General features: G+C 68.9%; 9 protein-coding genes. 1 reads left to right on the top strand and 8 read right to left on the bottom strand.

The window, feature by feature from the left end:
* Nucleotides 1-272: 272 nt before the first annotated feature.
* Together V1460_RS09395 and V1460_RS09400 are read right to left on the bottom strand one after the other, a co-directional pair.
* Complete coding sequence (locus tag V1460_RS09395) at nt 273-2,471, bottom strand: SUKH-4 family immunity protein (protein WP_338673285.1); 2,199 nt, start codon at nt 2,469-2,471, stop codon at nt 273-275.
* Nucleotides 2,472-2,479: 8 nt separating this feature from the next.
* A complete protein-coding gene (locus tag V1460_RS09400; RefSeq protein ID WP_338673286.1) occupies nt 2,480-7,672 on the bottom strand; it encodes a toxin glutamine deamidase domain-containing protein in 5,193 nt (1,730 codons plus the stop codon).
* Between the two features lie 448 nt (nt 7,673-8,120).
* Between V1460_RS09400 and V1460_RS09405 the strand changes: the two genes are divergently transcribed.
* Nucleotides 8,121-8,531, top strand: coding sequence for a hypothetical protein (locus tag V1460_RS09405; protein WP_338673287.1), 411 nt, complete (start codon nt 8,121-8,123; stop codon nt 8,529-8,531).
* Between the two features lie 16 nt (nt 8,532-8,547).
* Here the strand turns inward: V1460_RS09405 and V1460_RS09410 are convergent, their stop codons facing one another.
* The 6 genes from V1460_RS09410 to eccCa all read right to left on the bottom strand — a co-directional run bounded on the left by V1460_RS09410 (nt 8,548) and on the right by eccCa (nt 17,135).
* Nucleotides 8,548-8,862, bottom strand: a complete 315-nt coding sequence (locus V1460_RS09410; protein ID WP_338673288.1) for a hypothetical protein — start codon at nt 8,860-8,862, stop codon at nt 8,548-8,550.
* Nucleotides 8,863-8,923: 61 nt separating this feature from the next.
* Nucleotides 8,924-9,961 (bottom strand): SUKH-4 family immunity protein, encoded by a 1,038-nt coding sequence (locus V1460_RS09415; protein WP_338673289.1) that lies wholly within the window; start codon nt 9,959-9,961, stop codon nt 8,924-8,926.
* A gap of 161 nt (nt 9,962-10,122) precedes the next feature.
* Nucleotides 10,123-12,093: an ATP-binding protein gene (locus V1460_RS09420; RefSeq protein WP_338673290.1), complete on the bottom strand. Its 1,971-nt coding sequence runs from the start codon at nt 12,091-12,093 to the stop codon at nt 10,123-10,125.
* Nucleotides 12,094-12,217: 124 nt separating this feature from the next.
* Nucleotides 12,218-12,535 carry a DUF397 domain-containing protein gene (locus V1460_RS09425; protein ID WP_338673291.1) on the bottom strand — a complete coding sequence of 106 codons (318 nt, stop codon included), beginning with the start codon at nt 12,533-12,535 and terminating at the stop codon, nt 12,218-12,220.
* Nucleotides 12,536-12,632: 97 nt separating this feature from the next.
* Nucleotides 12,633-13,025: a hypothetical protein gene (locus tag V1460_RS09430; RefSeq protein WP_338673292.1), complete on the bottom strand. Its 393-nt coding sequence runs from the start codon at nt 13,023-13,025 to the stop codon at nt 12,633-12,635.
* 165 nt (nt 13,026-13,190) lie between these two features.
* Complete coding sequence (eccCa, locus tag V1460_RS09435) at nt 13,191-17,135, bottom strand: type VII secretion protein EccCa (protein WP_338673293.1); 3,945 nt, start codon at nt 17,133-17,135, stop codon at nt 13,191-13,193.
* Nucleotides 17,136-17,200: the final 65 nt, after the last annotated feature.

The raw sequence follows: 17,200 nt of genomic DNA on the forward strand, positions 1-17,200 counted from the left end.
CCGCCCGGACTTCGACGCGCCGGCCAAGCTCCGCCACTCCACGATGCTCGCTGCCTTGCCACCCTTCGAGCCCGGCCAGGGCCTGCTCAGGCGACACAGGTGCAGGGCCGGGTATCTCAATTCAGATTTGGCGCGGTTGTCTTTCAGGGTTTCTCGTCACATGTCTCGTGGCCCTGATTTCGCCGGTGCGCTCCTGTTCGGCGTTGCTTGAAGGGTGTTGCAGAGGTGCGCCGCCGCACTCAGGGCATGAAACGGCTTGGTGCCGGGGTCGGTCATTCATTGTGCAAGGGGTACTGCCAGGCTCCAGCAGCGGAGCCCGTGTCATCGATCAGCCAGATGGCGTCTTCGATATGCTGACGCAGCAGAAAAGCCTCATCCCGGTTGTCCAGATCCTCAAGGATGAAGCGACCTGTGAGCCATTCGATGAGCATCTTCAGGAAGCGATCCAAGTCAGCGGCGACGAGGGCACCTTCGAGGCCGCTCTCGTCAGGCTCGGATGGGATGCGGAACACATGTCCCGATGATCCGTCGACAACGACCTCACCGCCCATCCAGAGTCCGATCTCATAGAAGGGGCCGGACTCCTGTGCCTGCTCGACGTCGCTCGGCCATTGCCGTTCACACAGAAACTCAGGACGTTCCGGATGCAGCCTGATGCCCTTCGCTTCGAGAGCCGGGAGACCTGTATCGACGAGGATGCGACGGGCGACTTGGTCCGTAAGACCGGCTGGAATGCGCTCTGTGTCGGTGCGACGGAGGCGGACATCCGGGAGCGACGCGCAAAGCGCTGAAGGCTCAAGCTGCGCTCGAGAGGGCCGTGCAGGTCCAGCCGCAGTGTTGTTGCCGAGCAGTGAGGCGTTGTCAGAGAAGTGTGTGATCACAGCCGGCTCGCCTGGCTTGGTCGACTCGACCGCGAATACGCCGCCAAGCCCCGCGACGACGGTGACGGTGCCCATATCAAGGGAGATCGACAGGAAGTCGTCGTCCTCGACCGGGCCTTCGGCGCACTGGCCATGTGCGCTGAGTTCGGTGCGTGTCGTCGGCCCGAAGGCCTGAGGGGTGTCCTGTGTGTCGTGCGTTCGAATTTCAGTGTCCCAGGACAGGTGGTGCAGTTGGTCGCGAGGGAACTGTTCCTCGCTCCAGGGGCCGGCCACGAGCTCGGAGGTCGCGAGGTCCCAAATGAGCACGCTGCGGTCGGCCGTACAAGCCGCCACAGCCGGACGCCCCTGCCAGCGAACCGCATGAACCTCATGGACCGGGCCTGGCTTGAGGTAGCTGACGTCGTACCCGCCTGGAGGACGCCAGTGCGTCCACCGCGTCTTCCAGGGCAAGCGGACACCGGAGTTCTCGATTCCCTGGCGAAGTTCGGTGTCATCCCTCGACATTGCCATCAGGTGTAGCCAGGCGGCCCATTCGCCCTGGGAGGGCGGATTGACACCGTACATCTGGAGAAACACGGCGTCCGCTGCCGGATTCGACCCGGGGAGCGACCCGTCGTAAGCACAGTGCGCGGCGTCTACGAGCACGGCCCGAGGCAAATTGGCCACTGCCTCACCATCGGTGAGAAGCCCTTCGAACTCGTCTGCCTGTACGGCGTGCATCGCCAGCCCGTGTGCCGCGTACCAGCCGAGGGCCCCGGAGGCGGCCCACCCGTCGGGGTGGCGCAGCCGGGGAGCGGCCTCGCGAAGCCATCGCGCCATGTGGCGGTTGACTCGGACCTTGAAATCCGCGGACGCACGGTGGCGCAGCGCTTCGGGCACAGCCTCGTCGAGGAAGGCGACATGATCGTCGTCGACCGTGAGAAGGTCCGCATACCGCAGGGCGATGCCGTTCAGGGACTTCCCGTCGCGGTCTGGCAGTCCTGCGCCCCGGGCCAGTTGACCCCACACCTCCAGGGGCACGTGCCTGGGTTCGGAGAGGGCGAGCACCTGAATGTAAGGGGAGCTCATCGCCGAAGTGAGCCGCCCCTCGAGGAGTGCCGAGTCGTCCAGCCGTAGAGTGGCTCCTCGGCGCCGCGGACCGGCTTGCTCGTCGTCCACCGGACCAAGGTCGACCACCACACCAGCACCCTCAAGTGCCAGCTGTCTGGCGGCGAAGTTCCGAATGATGGCCGGCTGGGCGGACCTGCGGGTGAGGCCTGCCTGCCACGCGTTCTTGATCAGGACAAGCTTGTTCACTGCGTTCCGCCTCGCGGCACGGTGCCACCCGTAGCTCGTCAGGTCGGAATCCGGTACGCCGACGAGGCGGAGCATATGGCGGAATGCTTCGTCCCCATACATCCCTTTCGCGTCCAGGATTCCGCTCGCGGTGACACTCTGATGAACGTGTTCCATCAGAGCGGGTCCGCCACAGTGGCTGACGACATGGAGATCGCGTCCTCCCGAGGGACCTCCTCCTCCCCACCAGTCGAGAACATAGGACAGTGACTGCTCTGGGGAAAGGTATTCGGGACTTGGGGGCGTCTCGGGCATGTGGCTCCTCACTGAGGCGTGACGATATGCAGCATAGTCTTTGCCCAGACTTCACCCAGCACGGACAAGTGATCGTCCATCTCTCGGGTCATTTCGCGTTCCTCGGCGGTGGTGATCTTGCCGACCTGGCGAGAGATTTGTTCGTTGTGCAGTCTGAGCTTTTTGAGATTCTCCTCCTTCTCTTTCTCGGAGATCCCTTCGTCCATGGCGTCGATTGCTTCCTTCTGGAGTTCCTTCAGCTTTTCTCGCTTCTCTTGTCGCTGTTGGACTCCGTCAGGGTCTGTGCGGTAGGTGGTGCTGTAGTAGACCGGATTTCTGCCGCTCTTCATGTCCGGGTGAATTCGCAGGCGGGTGGAGCAGTCGGCGTGCCCTTCCCCGACACCGCATGGTTCCCGTTCTGTGTAGAGACCGGCCAGACTGTGCTTGACGCCCTCGGGACCCGAGTTCGTGCGGTCAAGCCAGTCAAGGAGATGTTTCTCTGAATGGCGTGGTGAAACTCCTGTCGCGTCCGTCGGTACGGATGAGTCGACGACATAGCTGCTGTTGCCGTCGGCGTCTACGACCTCAATGACCGCATAGTTCTTTCCGGAGAAATCCGGCTTGTGTCCTGAAGCTTCGATCAATGCGTTTATCTGGTCATTGGTGGGCGCCTTGGAGTGCCCCGTGAGGATTTCGTGCAGCTTGCGGAGGGCGCTTTTTGCCTCTGGGTGTCTACGATATTTGCTCGGGAAATTGCTGCTGGCCCGGTCGCGGGCATCTGCGCTCACTGCGCGTTCCGCGTCTGTGGCCCGGTCGGGGTTACCGTCCCGACGCGGTGCCGCGTCGTGGTACGGGCGGCCGTCCCGGTCATGCTCAGGGCTGTGCCCCACTCCCTGGCTCTCGTGGTAGGTGAGACTGAGCCGGGCCAGGGAAGCAACAACAGCCGAACGCTGACCATCGTTCATTTGGCGAAAGTCGTCGCCCAGCGTGTCTTCCAGGAACTTGCGGCTGAGGGTGGTCGGCGGTAGGTCGGTTTCCCCAGCTTCGTGCGCCGCCTGCAGCGCACTCATTCTGTCGGACGCGTGTTGCAGCACCGAGGCGAGGCGACCGTCCTGGGCCCAACTTCTGAGGCTGTCGTGTACGGGATCGAGATCGATCCGGTAAACAGGCAGACCCCGGGCATCAGGGTCGACATTCTCGTGGTCACGTACGGTCTGCTGCATGGAGTCCGGAGCCAGACCCAACTGTTCCGCGTTCCGTGGCTCCGGCTCGGGAAGGGAGGCGTTCCGGTCCATGCGGGTCGGGTCGCCCCAGTCAGGACCCGAAGGGAGCGAGGCGTTGCCCTGCCCGGTGGGCGCACTCGGTGTGCGAGTGTCGGGAGGTGCCGGAGAGTCGGTACGGGGCCGATTCACGGGAGGCGTGGGGGCCTGCGGTGTCAGCCTCGTGTGCTCCTTGGTGCGCGCCTCGGCTGCACGCGGAGGCGAAGTCGGCGGACCGGAGGCGCGTGGGTGTGCGGGCTGCTGGCTGGTGGGCCGTTCGCTGGTCGGGGTCTCCGATCCCGGGCGGGCGGACGCGTCCGGGCGATCGCTGGGCGCGGGGGCCTGCTGCTCGGGTGCCGAAGTCGTCCCATGGGAGTCGAGGGAGTTCACCTCATTGGTGCGAGTAAATCCGTTGGGCGATGACGAGTCTTCCCGGCCGGGTTGCCTGTGCTGGTTGCTTTCGCTCTCGTTCCCGCTCGCTCCGCCCGTGGGGTCAGGGGCCGGCTCCCGCGTCGCGGTGGACGATCCTCCGGTTGCAGGCTCATCAGATGGCCGTGCTTCGGCCTCGGGTGTGCTTTCTCCGCTGTGCCCCCGGGTAATGCTGTCAACTGGTCTTGCAGCGTTCGCGGGTGCCGAGTGCGTGGGGCCTCCGTCCGGAGGCGGCGCTGGTGTTCCGCTGGAGGGGTCTGCCTGATGGGGCTGATGGCTATCGGGCCCGTTAGTCGAGTTGTTCGCTTCTTGCTGTGTATCGGTAGTGCCCGCTTGCTGCGCTTCAGCCCCTAGCTGCGCCTGCTCGGATTCCTTGTTGTCGGCGTCCTGGGTGGCGTCGATGGGGTTGCGGTTGGCGTCGAGGGGGATGTGCCAGACGTGTTCGGCCTGGTCGATGTGGAGGGGCTGGTCGCTGACCTCGCCGCTCTGGGTGTCGATCCAGACGATCTTGCCGTCGTGGTTGACGACGTTGAAGGCGTGGCCGCCTCCGCCGGGCCAGTCGACCTGGACGATCGCGGCGGAGCCGGGGCCGGCCTGCCGGAGGGTGGAGGCGATGGTGTCGGCGGTGTCGGGGTCGCCTCCGGGGCCGGCGTAGGTGTGGGCGGCGCCGGTCCAGCGGATCTGGTTGTCGTTGGCGTTGTTCTCGGGGGTGAACGGGTCGTGGTTGCCGTTCTCGTCGGGGTCGAGGGTGCGAGGGGCTGAGACCTGCGGGTTGCCGTACCAGGTCTCCAGGAAGGAACGGGAGCAGTCGGCGCAGTTGTTGCTGCGGCCGGGGACCTCGTTGCCGCCGTCGTTCTGGAGCTGCGCCCAGGAACCGTGGGGGTCGGGGAAGCGCTGCGGGGTGCCGTCCTCGTTGCGGGGGACGGAGTCGTCCAGTGCCTGTTGATCCGCCGGGTCGGGCTGGGTCAGGCCACCCGGGGCGTGGTCCAGGTCGGAGCGGATGTCGTCGAGGCCGTCCTGCTTCGGCTGCTGCGACTGGTTGTCGGCGGATGGGTCATCGGTCTGAGGGGAGCCGGGTGGCTGCGGTGTGGTGGGGAGGCCCGTGTCCGACGGCGGTGTTGAGGAGCCCGGGGTTGTGGCGACGGTGTGGATCGGGACGACCGTGACCGGCTGCCGTTGCTGCGTCTGGTGGGGCGGTGTGTTCTCCGGCTTGGGGGATTGCGCGGCAGGCTGCTGCGGCGCGTTGGGAGTCTGCGGCGTGCCCGGCGTGCCGGACGCGGGCTGCTGGGGAGGCCTGGAGGGGGTGGCGGCCGGCCCTTGTTGGTGCGGGGTAGGGCCGGGTGTCCCGGGCGTGCCCTGTGCGGGGGCCTGGTTCGCGGGGTTGGCGGTGCGGCTGCCCGGTGCCGGGGTCTTGTTCGGTGTGCCGCTGTTCGGCGTGCTGCTGCTCGACGTCGGGGTGCGGTCAGGTCCCGATCCCGACGAAGGCGGGGGCGTTGTCGCGGGAGTGCCGGTGGACGGGGACGGGGATGTCGCTCTGGACGGAGCCGACTGGGCCGGGTTCCGGTTGGGGGTGGTCGCACCAGGGGGCGAAGTCCCAGGCGAGTTGTGGGGTGGTGTGCGGTCGCCCGCGGGTGTTCCGGGGGTGCTACGGGGAGTGGTGGCGTCGCCCGGAATGGTGTTCCCGGGGATGCGCTGAGTGGGTATTCGGGGGTCGGGTGTGCCGGTTGGGCGGCCGTCCGTGGATGGCGTGGGTGCGTTGCGGGGTGTCGTCGGGGTTGTGGGGTTGGGCGTGGATGTGGGGCCGGTTGCCCTGGGGGACGGTGCGACCGGGGGAGGCGCTCCGGTGGAGGGGTTCCTCGCCGCGCCCGGGCTGGTTGTGGTTCCGCTGGGGCTGGTGGCGGGCGAGTGGCCGCCCGGGGCGCCCCCGGCCTGGTGTGTGCCGGCCACGCCGGGAGTGGTGGACGGCGTCGTGGGTGAAGACGGTGTCGTCGGGCCGCCTTCCGCGCGGCTGCCGGTGCCGGCGGTTGATGGATCTGTCGTGGTGGGTGTCGGCGCGGCGTTGGTCTGGGTCGAGGCGGGGGAGCCGGAGGCGAGGCTGTCGATCCTGGTGCCGAGCCCTCCGCCTTCGGGTGAGGACGACGTGGCCCCGGACGGCGCTTGTGCGGGCGCGGGGGTGGACTGCGGGCTTGGTGACGAGAGGCCGGAGACCGGTGAGCCGGAGTGAGACGGGCCTGGCGTGCCGGACGCGGGCGGTGTGCCACCGGCTGCGGGGTCGTCGAAGTCCGAAAGCGTCGGGCCGGCCTGCGATGGTGCGTGCCGGGGAGCCTGTGTGTCCTGGGCGGAGGAATTCTGCGCAGACCCGGAATCGGAGTCGACCCGGGAACCCGCGCTGGAATCCGGGCCCGCACCGGTATCCGCCGCGCCGACATCCCGGCCGCCTACGTCGGCGGATATCCCGCCACCCACGTTCACGCCCGGGGTGTCGCCGGCATGCGCCGACGTGGTGGAGGCCGGCCCCGACGTGTCCGAGTGGCCGGCAGCAGGACCGCCGGAGGTGGGGACCGAAGACGATGAGCCCGGGGATTCGCCGGTCGGGCGGGACGAGGTAACGGCGGACGAGGAGTCGAGGGACGAGCCGGACGAGGAGCCGGAGGAAGAACCATCGGACGACGAGCCGGACGCGTCGGACGAGGCCGAGCCTCCGCCGCCATTGGTCGAGCCCGAGGTCCGTGCGCTGCTCCCCGTGCTGTCCCCGCCGGTCGCCCCCGTACCGGACGGGCCGTCGTAGCCGTCCAGACGGCTGTCGATGGCATGGCGCGCGCGTCCGCCCGCCTTGGCGCCCAGGTGGTCGCGGACGCCTTCGGCCAGGGTCTGCGGGGTCTGCTTGATGGCCTCCCAACCACCGCTGGCCCCGGCCTTGGCGGTCTGGGCGAGGTCATAACCTTCCTGCGCGCCGAACCCGACGTTCACCGACTGCCGGACCAGGTCCTTGATCATTTCCTCGAGTGCCGAGACCGCGGGTTCCTTCATCGCCTCGACGATGGCCTGCAGCAGGGCCTCTTTGAGTTCGTCGAGGAGCCGGCGCACGATCATCCGAGTGATCTGGGTCGCGCCGAGCGCGCCGAGCTCCGACAGGCCGAAGGTGAACGGCGCGGCGACCTGGGCCGCGAAGATCTCGATCGCCAGGGCGATCAACTGGGCGATCACCGCCCACTTCGCGAATTCGACCAGATATGCGCAGGACTCCATCACGTTGGCGATGATGTAGGCCGCCTCGGCGGCGTTGGCGAGGTAGCCGTCGCCGCCCCCGCCGTCGAACTTCTCGTACGCCCTGACGAACGCGTCGATCGACTCGCCCGCGTTGTGAGCGGTCACCGTGCGGGCGCTTGTGTTCGCCGTGCTGTGCAAGGCGGTGACGTCATCGCCGAACTTCCGCCACACCGCGGCGGATTCCCTGAGCTTGTCCTCATCTGCCTTCGGCCAGGTGTAGCCGAGCATCTGGAGAACCCACACCAGCTCGTCAGGCAGCATCATCGACACAGCAGAAAGCACCCCCGGTCAGCGAACCCGCCGTGCGACTCCCGGTTCTGCCAAGGGGAACCGCATGCATGTACGGGTAAGCGAACACCCTAGCGGCTCATGTGCACGTCACTTCAGCAGGACGCTGTCACAAATCCGGTGCAGACCAAGACCATTGACCGCGCATCAGGATCGACGACACGGAACCCGGCAAAGCGTGCGGGGAGCGCAGCGAGCGGCGCCGCACACCACGATGACGATGACGGGGCACTACGCGTCCGCACCGGACAGCCCGGCCTCGGCCGGTGTCGTCAGCGGTGAGGCCCTGGCTGCGGAGAGCGGTGCCGTACGCGGCGGATGGTCGGCCCGAGCGCGGTACGGCCCACCGCGGCGCCGGGCGGTCGCCACCGGCGGTCGTGGATACTTCGGGAGCAGAGGCAGACAGCGAATGAGGAGGAGCGACATGACCGGGACGCCGGGGAACGCCAAGCAGCCGCAAGGCGCTTCACCTGACCGCGGGGTGCTGGACGAGGCGCTGGAACCGGAGCAGGTCCGCTCGCTGAACTCGGCCCTGCGCAAGCTCGCCGAGACCGGCGTGGGGGGAAAGGACATGCAGGAGGCGGCGAAGAGGCTGCTCTCCGGTCAGCTCGCCCTGCGTGACGCCATGGACGACCCCACGGTGGCGCGTGCGCTGGGCGGGGGTCTGGCGTCCCTGCGCGGTCAGTGGGAGTCGCTGTCGGAGGAGGAACGCGAGCGGGTCAGGCGGGGCGAGGTACCGGCGCCCGGCGGACCGTCCTCGGGCACGTCCGAGCCGAAGAGTCCGGAGCCGAGGAAGGACCAGGGACGGCACAGCGGCGGGTTCTCGCTCTACTGATCACACTGGTCACTGATCACTGGCGCCGTTTGCGGTACAGCGCGATGGCGGCCTCGGTGGGGTGGTTGGGAACGGTGACGGTCTCGCCGGTCTCCTTGGAGACCACGATCTTGCTGCCGCCGGGCGGGGCGGGCGCCGCCGGGCGGCCGGCGGCGTCTGTGACGGGCGGGAACACCGCGTACACGAGGTAGCCGATGTCGAACTCCTCGACGCGCAGCTGCGCCGGAGTGCCGTCCGGCAGCTTGGGTTGTGCGTAGCGGCTGCGGACGATGTCGAGGGCCTGTTCCGGGGTGGTCGGCGGGACCGGGATGCCCTGGTCGTCGGGTGCCATGGGTGCTCTCCTCGTCGTTTCGGCGGCGTTCAGGCCGGGTCAGGTCAGGATGGGGGGCCGGTCAGAACAGCCCGTGCCACATCTGCTCGACGATCAGGGACCACCAGGTGTCGTCATCGCTCAGCGCGGAGGCATCGATCGCAGCCAACTGCTCCTGTAGTGCCACCACCTGTCCACCCGCCGCAACCGGGTCCAAACCCTGCATCCCCTGCCGGACGGTGGCGAGCACCGCCAGGCAGCGAGCGAAAGCGGCGGCCGAGACGTTGACGTAGCGGGCGGAGGCGGTCACCGGGTCCACGGCCCAGACTGCGCCGAGGCCGTCCGGCTGTCCCGCTCCCGGCCGGCACTGCACCGCGATGGCCGCCACGCCGTCGAAGCCGATCCGGACCAGGTGCGCCAGCGCGTCGATCCTCTCTCCGTCGGCCGGGCTGCGACGCTCGCGCAGATTCGTGGCGACGTCGGTGAACAGCCCTCCTGCCGGAGGGGCGTCCGGCTGGTCGGCGCTGAAGAAGAGCGGGAGGTCGGCGGGGAGCCCGGCCCAGGTGAGTGTCGACTTGGCCGACTCGGGCAGCGGACTGCTCGTGATGTCGTCGGCATCCCAGCGGCGCACCCCGTCCTGGCCGAAGACATCGACGAGGTGGCTGCCGAGCGCCGGGTCGCGCATCGGTTCCGCGGGCGCCACCTGTGTGGGCACCGGGAGGCGGTGCGGGCGGGGCGGCGGCTGCCGGCCGGCGATCCGGTGCACCATCTCGGCCTGCTCGGTCAGCCCGGCGATCCCCTCCGCACGCTCCTCGGGTCGGGTGCCGTAGCTCTGCGAGTAGGAGAGCTCGGCGGAGGGGAAGACGTTGAGGAGTTCGGCCGTGTAGCCACCAGGCAGCAGACTGGGACGCAGGTCGGTGTGGACGGCCACGACATTGTCGACCGGCACGTTCATCTGCCGGAGCGCGCTCCACGCCTGGTACTCGGCGGGCGGCAGTCCAGGGGCGGAGGTGCGGAAGAGAGTGGTCTCCTCCCCGTTCCCAGGGTCGACGTAGGTGAAGACCGCGGTGTTGCCGGGGCCGGTGACCGGGCGGGACTGTTCCGGCTCCTGGGTGCTCACGGGAAGTCTCCTTCTGAGTGGCGGGTTCGGTGGGGCGGTTCGGTGCAGTGGGGCAGGAGGAGGGGTGCGCCTGCGCCACAGGCGTCCGCGCGGTCGCCGTGTCTTGAGTCCTGTGTGCCGGAACCGCCGCGGGCCGCGAGGCACGGGGCGGTCGGACGTTCCTAAGAGGCTAGCCCCGCCCCACCCGCGAGAACGCGGAGGGCCTTCACACCCCGCTCGGTGGCGAGGAGGAGGATGCCGTCGGGGGACAGGTCGGCGGCGGTGAAGGGCGTGTCGGAGATCAACGCGGTCACCATCTCCTGACTTGCCCGGTCCCAGACGCGCAGGTAGTCGGCGCCCCGGCTCAGCCCGAGCGGCGCGGCGGCGCGTTCGTCCTCGGAGGGGCGCATGATCTGCCCGGGCTCGGCGTCGCCGAGGAGCTCCGGTTGGATGAGGCCGTGGACGAGCACCGCCGAATCGGCCTCCTTGCCGGGGGCGCCGACGGGGCGCGCCCCGGGCGTGCCCGCGGGGACGACGAGGACGGCGACGGGGACGGCGGGCTCGCCGGGGCGGGGAAGGCTGCCGACGGTCACGGCGCTGACGCCGGACACCGGCAGGCTCCACAGCGTCCGCCAGGGCAGGTCGAGGCCGAGCCGGTGTATCGCGTCGGCGTACTCGGGCAGCCCGTCCTCGACGAACCCGGTTTCCAGCAGGGCGGCGCGCATCGTGGCGGACACCTGCGTGCGGGTCAGTAGGGGTGCCGTGCGCATATACGTACGAGCCGGTGCGTCCAGTTCCCCCACTGGCGTGGCTTCCACGGCGGCGCGCAGCGGTACGGGATCGGCGTGCACGAACAGGCCCGGGTCCGTCAGGAGTTGGGGTAGCAGACCGGCTTCCAGAGTGTGTCCCGCGATGTGGTCGCGTACGTAGGGATCGGCCTTGCTCCAGTCCTGCTCCGGTACGGTCTCCAGCAAAGCCATCGCGATCCGGCTCTGAGCAGCCCGGACATCGGGCAGCCCGGCGCGTATCTCGTCCGCGACGGCCGGGTGCAGCAGCCGCAGGAGGGTACGTCCGCCGTCGGCGTCCGCTTCCCGCTCACCGGCATCCTCATCGGACCGGTGCTCCTCGGAACCGTCCTCGGGTTGGACGAAGGGCGCGGCGAGAAGCATCCCGCCCGCGATCACCTGACTCATGTCCTGTCCGGCGACCGCGTTCGCCAGCCGCGTCCACAGCTGGACCGGCAGGCCCGCGCCCTCGGCCAGGGCGAGTGGTGCCAGCATGAGCCGGAGTGTCAGCGGGTCGGTGCCCAGGCGCTCTGCGTGCAGGTCGAGGGCCTCGCCCACGGAGGTCGGCAGTCGGCTCTCGTCGGCGGGGTCGAACCCTTCCGGAGCCATCAGGACACCGTTGACCGCCAGTTGGACGACCAACGGACTGGTACCGGCCCTGCGGCCGATCGCAGCGCCCAGCGCGAGACGGGCGGAAGGGACTACGGTGAACGGCAGCCCGGGTGCCCCGAACTCCGGGTCGAGCGCGGCCTGGGCGTGCAGCACCAGGCCGTCGGGGTCGGCCCACTGTGGCGCGTCGAGATCGATGATCTGAACGGTGCCGGGGGCAAGGCTCCCCACCAGCTCGGCCGCCAGCGCCCGCGGCACTTCGGCGAGTAGCCGGACCGTTCCGATGGCGGTCAGGGGCGCGAGCACCTCCCGTACGAGGCGTGCGGGTTCGTCCGCGGCTCGTACCGGCCCGGCACGGTCGACGTCCGGGACGACGACGGTCACCGGCTCGTCCAGCGCGGCCAGTTCGGCGAAGACCTCTTCGGTGTCGCCTGCGGCCAGCTCGTAGTGGTCGGCGAGCAGCCACAGGAACTGGGCCGCGGTCAGCCCGGCGGGTGCGGGTACCGCGGGGGCAGGCAGGTCCGGCGGTACCGTCGACGGGTCCATCTCGTCGAGGGGAAGCCGCTTGCGGTACTCCGGCTCGCACAGCATCAGAAATCCGGTGAGCAGCCGTGAACACCCGCTGCCCGAGTCTCCGGTGAGCAGGACCACCCGCGGAGCGCCGGGGGCGGCGCCCCGCCATGCGGCGAGAGCGCGCAGCACGGCGGTCCGGCCGCCGATGTGAGGGTGTGGTGCGTAGTCCTCGGCCGAGCTGGTCATGGATCCCTGTCCTCCGCCGCTTCCGTCGATGCGTACGACAAGATCCTCATCGTAGTGGGCGAGTCGACGGCCGAGACGTGTGGATGGCGCTCCACGGGGCACCCGGGAGCCGGCCCATGACCGGCTACCCGGCCGAAGCCCCGCCGCTCCGCGGTGCGGGCACCAGGTCGAACTCCCCGTCGCGCGCGCCGAGCACGAACGCCCGCCACTCCGCCTCGGTGTACCTGAGGACGGTGCCGTGGTCGAGGGACGAGCGCATGGCCACCGCGCCCTCCGGCAGATGGGCGATCTCGACACGCTCCTCGTGCGCCTCGGTACCGGGCGCGCCGTGCCACTCGACCCCTGAGATGTCGAGGGCGTACAGCTCGTTCTTCTCCCGTTCCTTGCGCGCCTTGACGTCCTCGGTCTCGATCACTGCCTCGTTGTCCGGTCCCTCGGTCATGTCGCCAAAGCCTCTTCCTGGTATGCGAACGAGCGTGTCTCAGCCTACTGCGCAAGCCTGCGCTCGCATGGGGGAAGCACCCGGTGACTGGAGCAGATCAGGCGTTGTGTGATATGGAGCGGAATGTGCCCTGTGGTCCGGAGGGCAGCTTCACCCGGCCGTCGTACTCGGCTGCCGTCTCCCGCCAGATGGTGTCCTGCTCGGCCTCGTTCTGCTCGTGCGCCACGCCCATCCTGGTGAAGGCGACGCCCATCCCCGCGAGCCGCTCGGCGAGACTGGACATCGACTGGTACATGCCGTCGCGCAGCCCCTCGTAGACGACTCCGAACTTCTCGCCGAGGTCGTCGTCACCCCACGGCGGCGGGTCACCCTGCTCGCCTTCGAGCGCGCCCAGCCCCGCTTCCAGGGCTTTTGTGGCCGCGGCGAACTCCTGGCCGACCTTGAACATGTTGAAGCCCTCGCTCTTGAGGACCTGAGGATCGGAATCCATGTAGTCCGACGGCACAACTACCCCCGTTGCTCGCGCCTTCATCCGTCTGCCGTGGCCACTCTAGTGGTCACCCCTTCACGCGTCCCGGCCCGCGCAGAGCAACGACGAGGGGCGGCATCCACCGCTGCCGCCCCTCGTCGGGTACCGCCCAAGCCGTTGGGGAGCTCAGTACCGCGGCGGCAGCCAACCCGTCTGGATGAGCTGCCCACCACGGCGCCGCGTGTGGAAGTAGCCGCGTCCGGCGGGCAGTTGCGTCGGGGTGATGTTGCCGAGCAGCGAGCCCTCGGTACGGTCGCCGCAGAGCACGACGCCCTGGGCGCCGAGCTCCCGCATGCGCTGCATCACCGGCTCGTACAGCGACCGGCTGGCACCGCCGGAGGCGCGCGCGATGATGACGCGCAGACCGATGTCCCGGGCGAAGGGCAGATACTCCAGCAACGGGGCGAGCGGGTTCATACCGGTCGCCACCAGATCGTAGTCGTCGACGATGACGAAGGCGTCCGGGCTGGTGTACCAGCTGCGGTTGCGCAGCTGCTCGGGCGTCACATCCGGGCCCGGCATACGGCGGCTGAGCGAACCGGCCAGACCCTCCAGCGTCTCCGACAGCGCAGGGGCCGACGCGCAGTACCGCGAGAGGTGCGTCTCCGGCACGCCCTCCAGATGGGCTCGCCGGTAGTCGCCCATGACGATCTTCGCCTGCTCCGGTGTGTAGCGCTCGCAGATCTGCTTGATCAGCAGCCTCAGGATCGCGGACTTACCGGATTCGCTCTCACCGAACACGATGAAGAGCGGATCCGACTCGAAGTCGACGAAGACCGGCGAAAGCGACGACTCGTCGATACCGACGGCGACACCGCGGTCCGGGTGCTCGAAGCCCTTCGGTAGCCGGTCCGACGGCAGAATCGTGGGCAGCAGCCGCACGGCGGGGGCATGGTTGCCCTGCCAGTTGTCGTTCACACCGCTGACGAGGATCGAGGTCGCCTCGGAGAGGTCGTCCACCGCGGACGAGCCGTCGACACGCGGCAGGGCCGTCATGAAGTGCAGCTTGTCCGGGGTCAGGCCGCGGCCGGGAACGGTCGCCGGCACGTTCTGTGCCACCTTGCGGTCGATCTCCGACTCGGTCGGGTCACCGAGGCGCAGTTCTATACGGTTCTGCAGCATGTCCTTGAGCGCGGGCCGCACCTCGGTGTAGCGGCTCGCGGTGAGGATCACATGCACACCGAAACCGAGGCCCCGAGTGGCGATCTCCGTGACGGTGGACTCCAGCATCTCGTAGTCCGTCTTGAAGGTGGCCCAGCCGTCGATGACGAGGAAGACGTCACCCCAGATCTGGTCCGGGAGCTGGCCCGTTGCCCGGCGCTGGCGGTAGGTCTGGATCGAGTCGACGTTGTTCGCGCGGAAGTACTCCTCGCGCGCGTTGAGGATTCCCTCGACCTCGCTCACCGTACGGCGCACCTTCTCGGCGTCGAGACGGTTGGCGACCCCGCCGACGTGAGCCAGCTCCTCCATCGCGATCAGGCTGCCGCCGCCGAAGTCCAGGCAGTAGAACTGCACCTCGGACGGCGTGTGCGTGAGCGCGAACGACGAGATGAGCGTGCGCAGCAGGGTCGATTTTCCGGACTGCGGACCGCCGACGAACAGGCCGTGGCCGGCGCCGCCGGAGAAGTCCCGGTAGAGCACGTCACGCCGCTGCTCGAACGGCTTGTCCACCAGGCCGACCGGCACGTTGAGCCGGCCGAGCGCCGTGTAGTCGGGCGCGGTCAGGCCGCGGTCCTGGGTGACGGCGAGCTGGGGGAGCAGGTGGTCCAGTGACGGCGCCTCCTCCAGCGGGGGCAGCCACACCTGGTGGGCAGGGGGCCCCTGGTTGATCATCCGCCCGACGAGGACGTCCAGGACGGTGTCGGCGAGTGCGTCGTCCACCCTGTTGTCGGGTTCCGGTTCCTCGACCACCGGCTGTGGCGGCAGTGCCACCGGCTCCGCCGTGAACAGCGCGGGCCGCAGCTGGGTGGAGCGGTTCACCCGGGACGGGCCCTCGCCGTGGTAAGGCCCCGACACGTACGCGGCCTTGAAGCGGACCATGGTGTCGGTGTCGTAGCGCAGGTAGCCGGAGCCGGGGATCGACGGCAGGTGGTAGGCGTCCGGGACGCCGATCGCCGTACGTGACTCGGCGGCTGAGAAGGTACGCAGACCGATCCGGTACGACAGATAGGTGTCCAGGCCGCGCAGCTTGCCCTCCTCCAGGCGCTGCGAGGCCAGCAGCAGATGGATGCCGAGCGAACGGCCGATGCGGCCGATCTGGATGAACATGTCGATGAAGTCCGGCTTGGCCGTGAGCAGTTCGGAGAACTCATCGAGCACGATCACCAGCGACGCCATCGGCTCCAGCGCGGCGCCCGCCGCCCGTGCCTTCTCGTAGTCGTGCAGGTTGGCGTAGTTGCCAGCCGAGCGCAGCAGCTCCTGGCGGCGCTGCGTCTCACCCATGATGGAGTCGCGCATCCGGTCGACGAGGGTGAGGTCGTCGGCGAGGTTGGTGATGACGGCCGCGGTGTGCGGCATGTCCGCCATACCGGCGAAGGTCGCACCGCCCTTGAAGTCCGCGAGGATGAAGTTCAGAGTCTCCGACGAGTGCGTGACCGCGAGGCCCAGAACCAGTGTGCGCAGCACCTCTGACTTGCCGGAGCCGGTCGCGCCGACGCACAGACCGTGCGGGCCCATGCCCTCCTGGGAAGCCTCCTTGAGGTCGAGCATCACCGGCTCGCCGTTCTCGCCTACACCGATCGGCACGCGCAGCCTCTCGTGGAGCGTGCGCGGACGCCAGGCGCGGGAGACATCGACGGAGCCCGCGTCACCGATCCCCATCAGGTCGGTGAAGTCGAGGTTGGACAGGAGGGGCTCACCCTCCTCCGCGGAGCCGACCCGGAAGGGGGCGAGCTGCCGTGCCAGGGACTCGGCCTGCTCCGCACCGAGCACATCGGGCTTGCCCGTGTAAGCCGCCCCCTGGCCGACGTACAACTGCATACGCTCCGGCCGCACATAGGCCGTCAGCCCGGCACGCAGCTCCTCCTCCAGCTCGCCCGGGGCGGTCTCCAGGAAGGTGACGCCCTGGAGTCCCTCGGCGCTGGCGAGCTCGGCGTCCGGCGGTACGGTGCCGCCGTCGAGCACCACGATGAGGTGGGGCTGGTCGTAGACGGGAGTCGAGTCCCGGTTCCAGCGCGGCCTGTCGTCGAGCTGGGTCGCCAGTGCCTCCTCCAGCTCCCCGAGATCGTCGAAGAGCAGCCGCGTCGTGCCCGCTCCGTCCTTCGCCTTGGGGTGCTGGCTGTGCGGCAGCCACTTGATCCAGTCCCACTCACGTGCCGCGGAGGGATGCGCCACCACGGCGATCATCAGGTCCTCCGGCGAGTGCAGCGTCGCCAGCTGTGCCAGTGTCGCGCGAGCGTTGCCGTAGACCGTCTCCGTGTCGCCGGAGATCGTCACGTGGTAAAAGGCGCGCAGCGAGATGGCGATGGGCAGGTCGGACAGGCTGCCGTGGGCGTCGAGGAAGGCCTTCATGGCCGCCGCGGTGAGCGGCTCCAGCTCTTCCTTGGGGGCTGTCTCCGGTGCGGCGAGCGGTGTGTTCAGCTGCTGCACCCCGCGGCCGATCCGCACGGACGCGAAGTCACCGTCGGCCGGGCGCCGTTCCCACAGGCGCTTGCCGTCCGCGGCCACCGCCCACAGCTGCTCCGGATCGGGGTGCTGGAACAGCTGGCTGCGACGCTGCAGTTCCGCGGTCTTGTGCACGTCCTTGCGCACCTGTTCGAGGTAGCGGAAGTAGTCGCGCCGGTCCTGCGCCATACCCGCGCCGCCGCCCTGACGGGACTTGGCGATCTGGGCGATCGCCATGGCCAGTGTCGAGGCCAGCATCAGCCCGCCGACCACTCTCATGTACGAGGGCAGGTTGGGCATGAAGAAGAAGCCGACGGAACCCAGCATGCCCATCATGGGCAGCAGGTTCATCAGCATGCTCTCGTCGCCCTCGCGAGGAATCTCGGGGGGCGTCTCCAGTTTGACCTCGCCGTCCGGTACGGACGGGGGCGGTATTCGCGGCGGCCGTTTGATGATGACGACGCTCACCGATGCACTCATCCTTCGCGATTGATACGTCCTGGCATCGACGCCCCCGTGTTCCGCGACGGGTT

Origin of the sequence: Streptomyces sp. SCSIO 30461, from assembly GCF_037023745.1 — a bacterium.
Taxonomy (GTDB): domain Bacteria; phylum Actinomycetota; class Actinomycetes; order Streptomycetales; family Streptomycetaceae; genus Streptomyces.

Excerpts from the sequence above, each read along its gene's own strand:
- V1460_RS09425 (WP_338673291.1), bottom strand. The coding sequence starts at position 12,535 with ATGACCGAGGGACCGGACAACGAGGCAGTGATCGAGACCGAGGACGTC.
- V1460_RS09420 (WP_338673290.1), bottom strand. The coding sequence starts at position 12,093 with ATGACCAGCTCGGCCGAGGACTACGCACCACACCCTCACATCGGCGGC.
- V1460_RS09395 (WP_338673285.1), bottom strand. The coding sequence starts at position 2,471 with ATGCCCGAGACGCCCCCAAGTCCCGAATACCTTTCCCCAGAGCAGTCA.
- V1460_RS09405 (WP_338673287.1), top strand. The coding sequence starts at position 8,121 with ATGACCGGGACGCCGGGGAACGCCAAGCAGCCGCAAGGCGCTTCACCT.
- V1460_RS09410 (WP_338673288.1), bottom strand. The coding sequence starts at position 8,862 with ATGGCACCCGACGACCAGGGCATCCCGGTCCCGCCGACCACCCCGGAA.
- V1460_RS09400 (WP_338673286.1), bottom strand. The coding sequence starts at position 7,672 with ATGATGCTGCCTGACGAGCTGGTGTGGGTTCTCCAGATGCTCGGCTAC.
- V1460_RS09430 (WP_338673292.1), bottom strand. The coding sequence starts at position 13,025 with ATGGATTCCGATCCTCAGGTCCTCAAGAGCGAGGGCTTCAACATGTTC.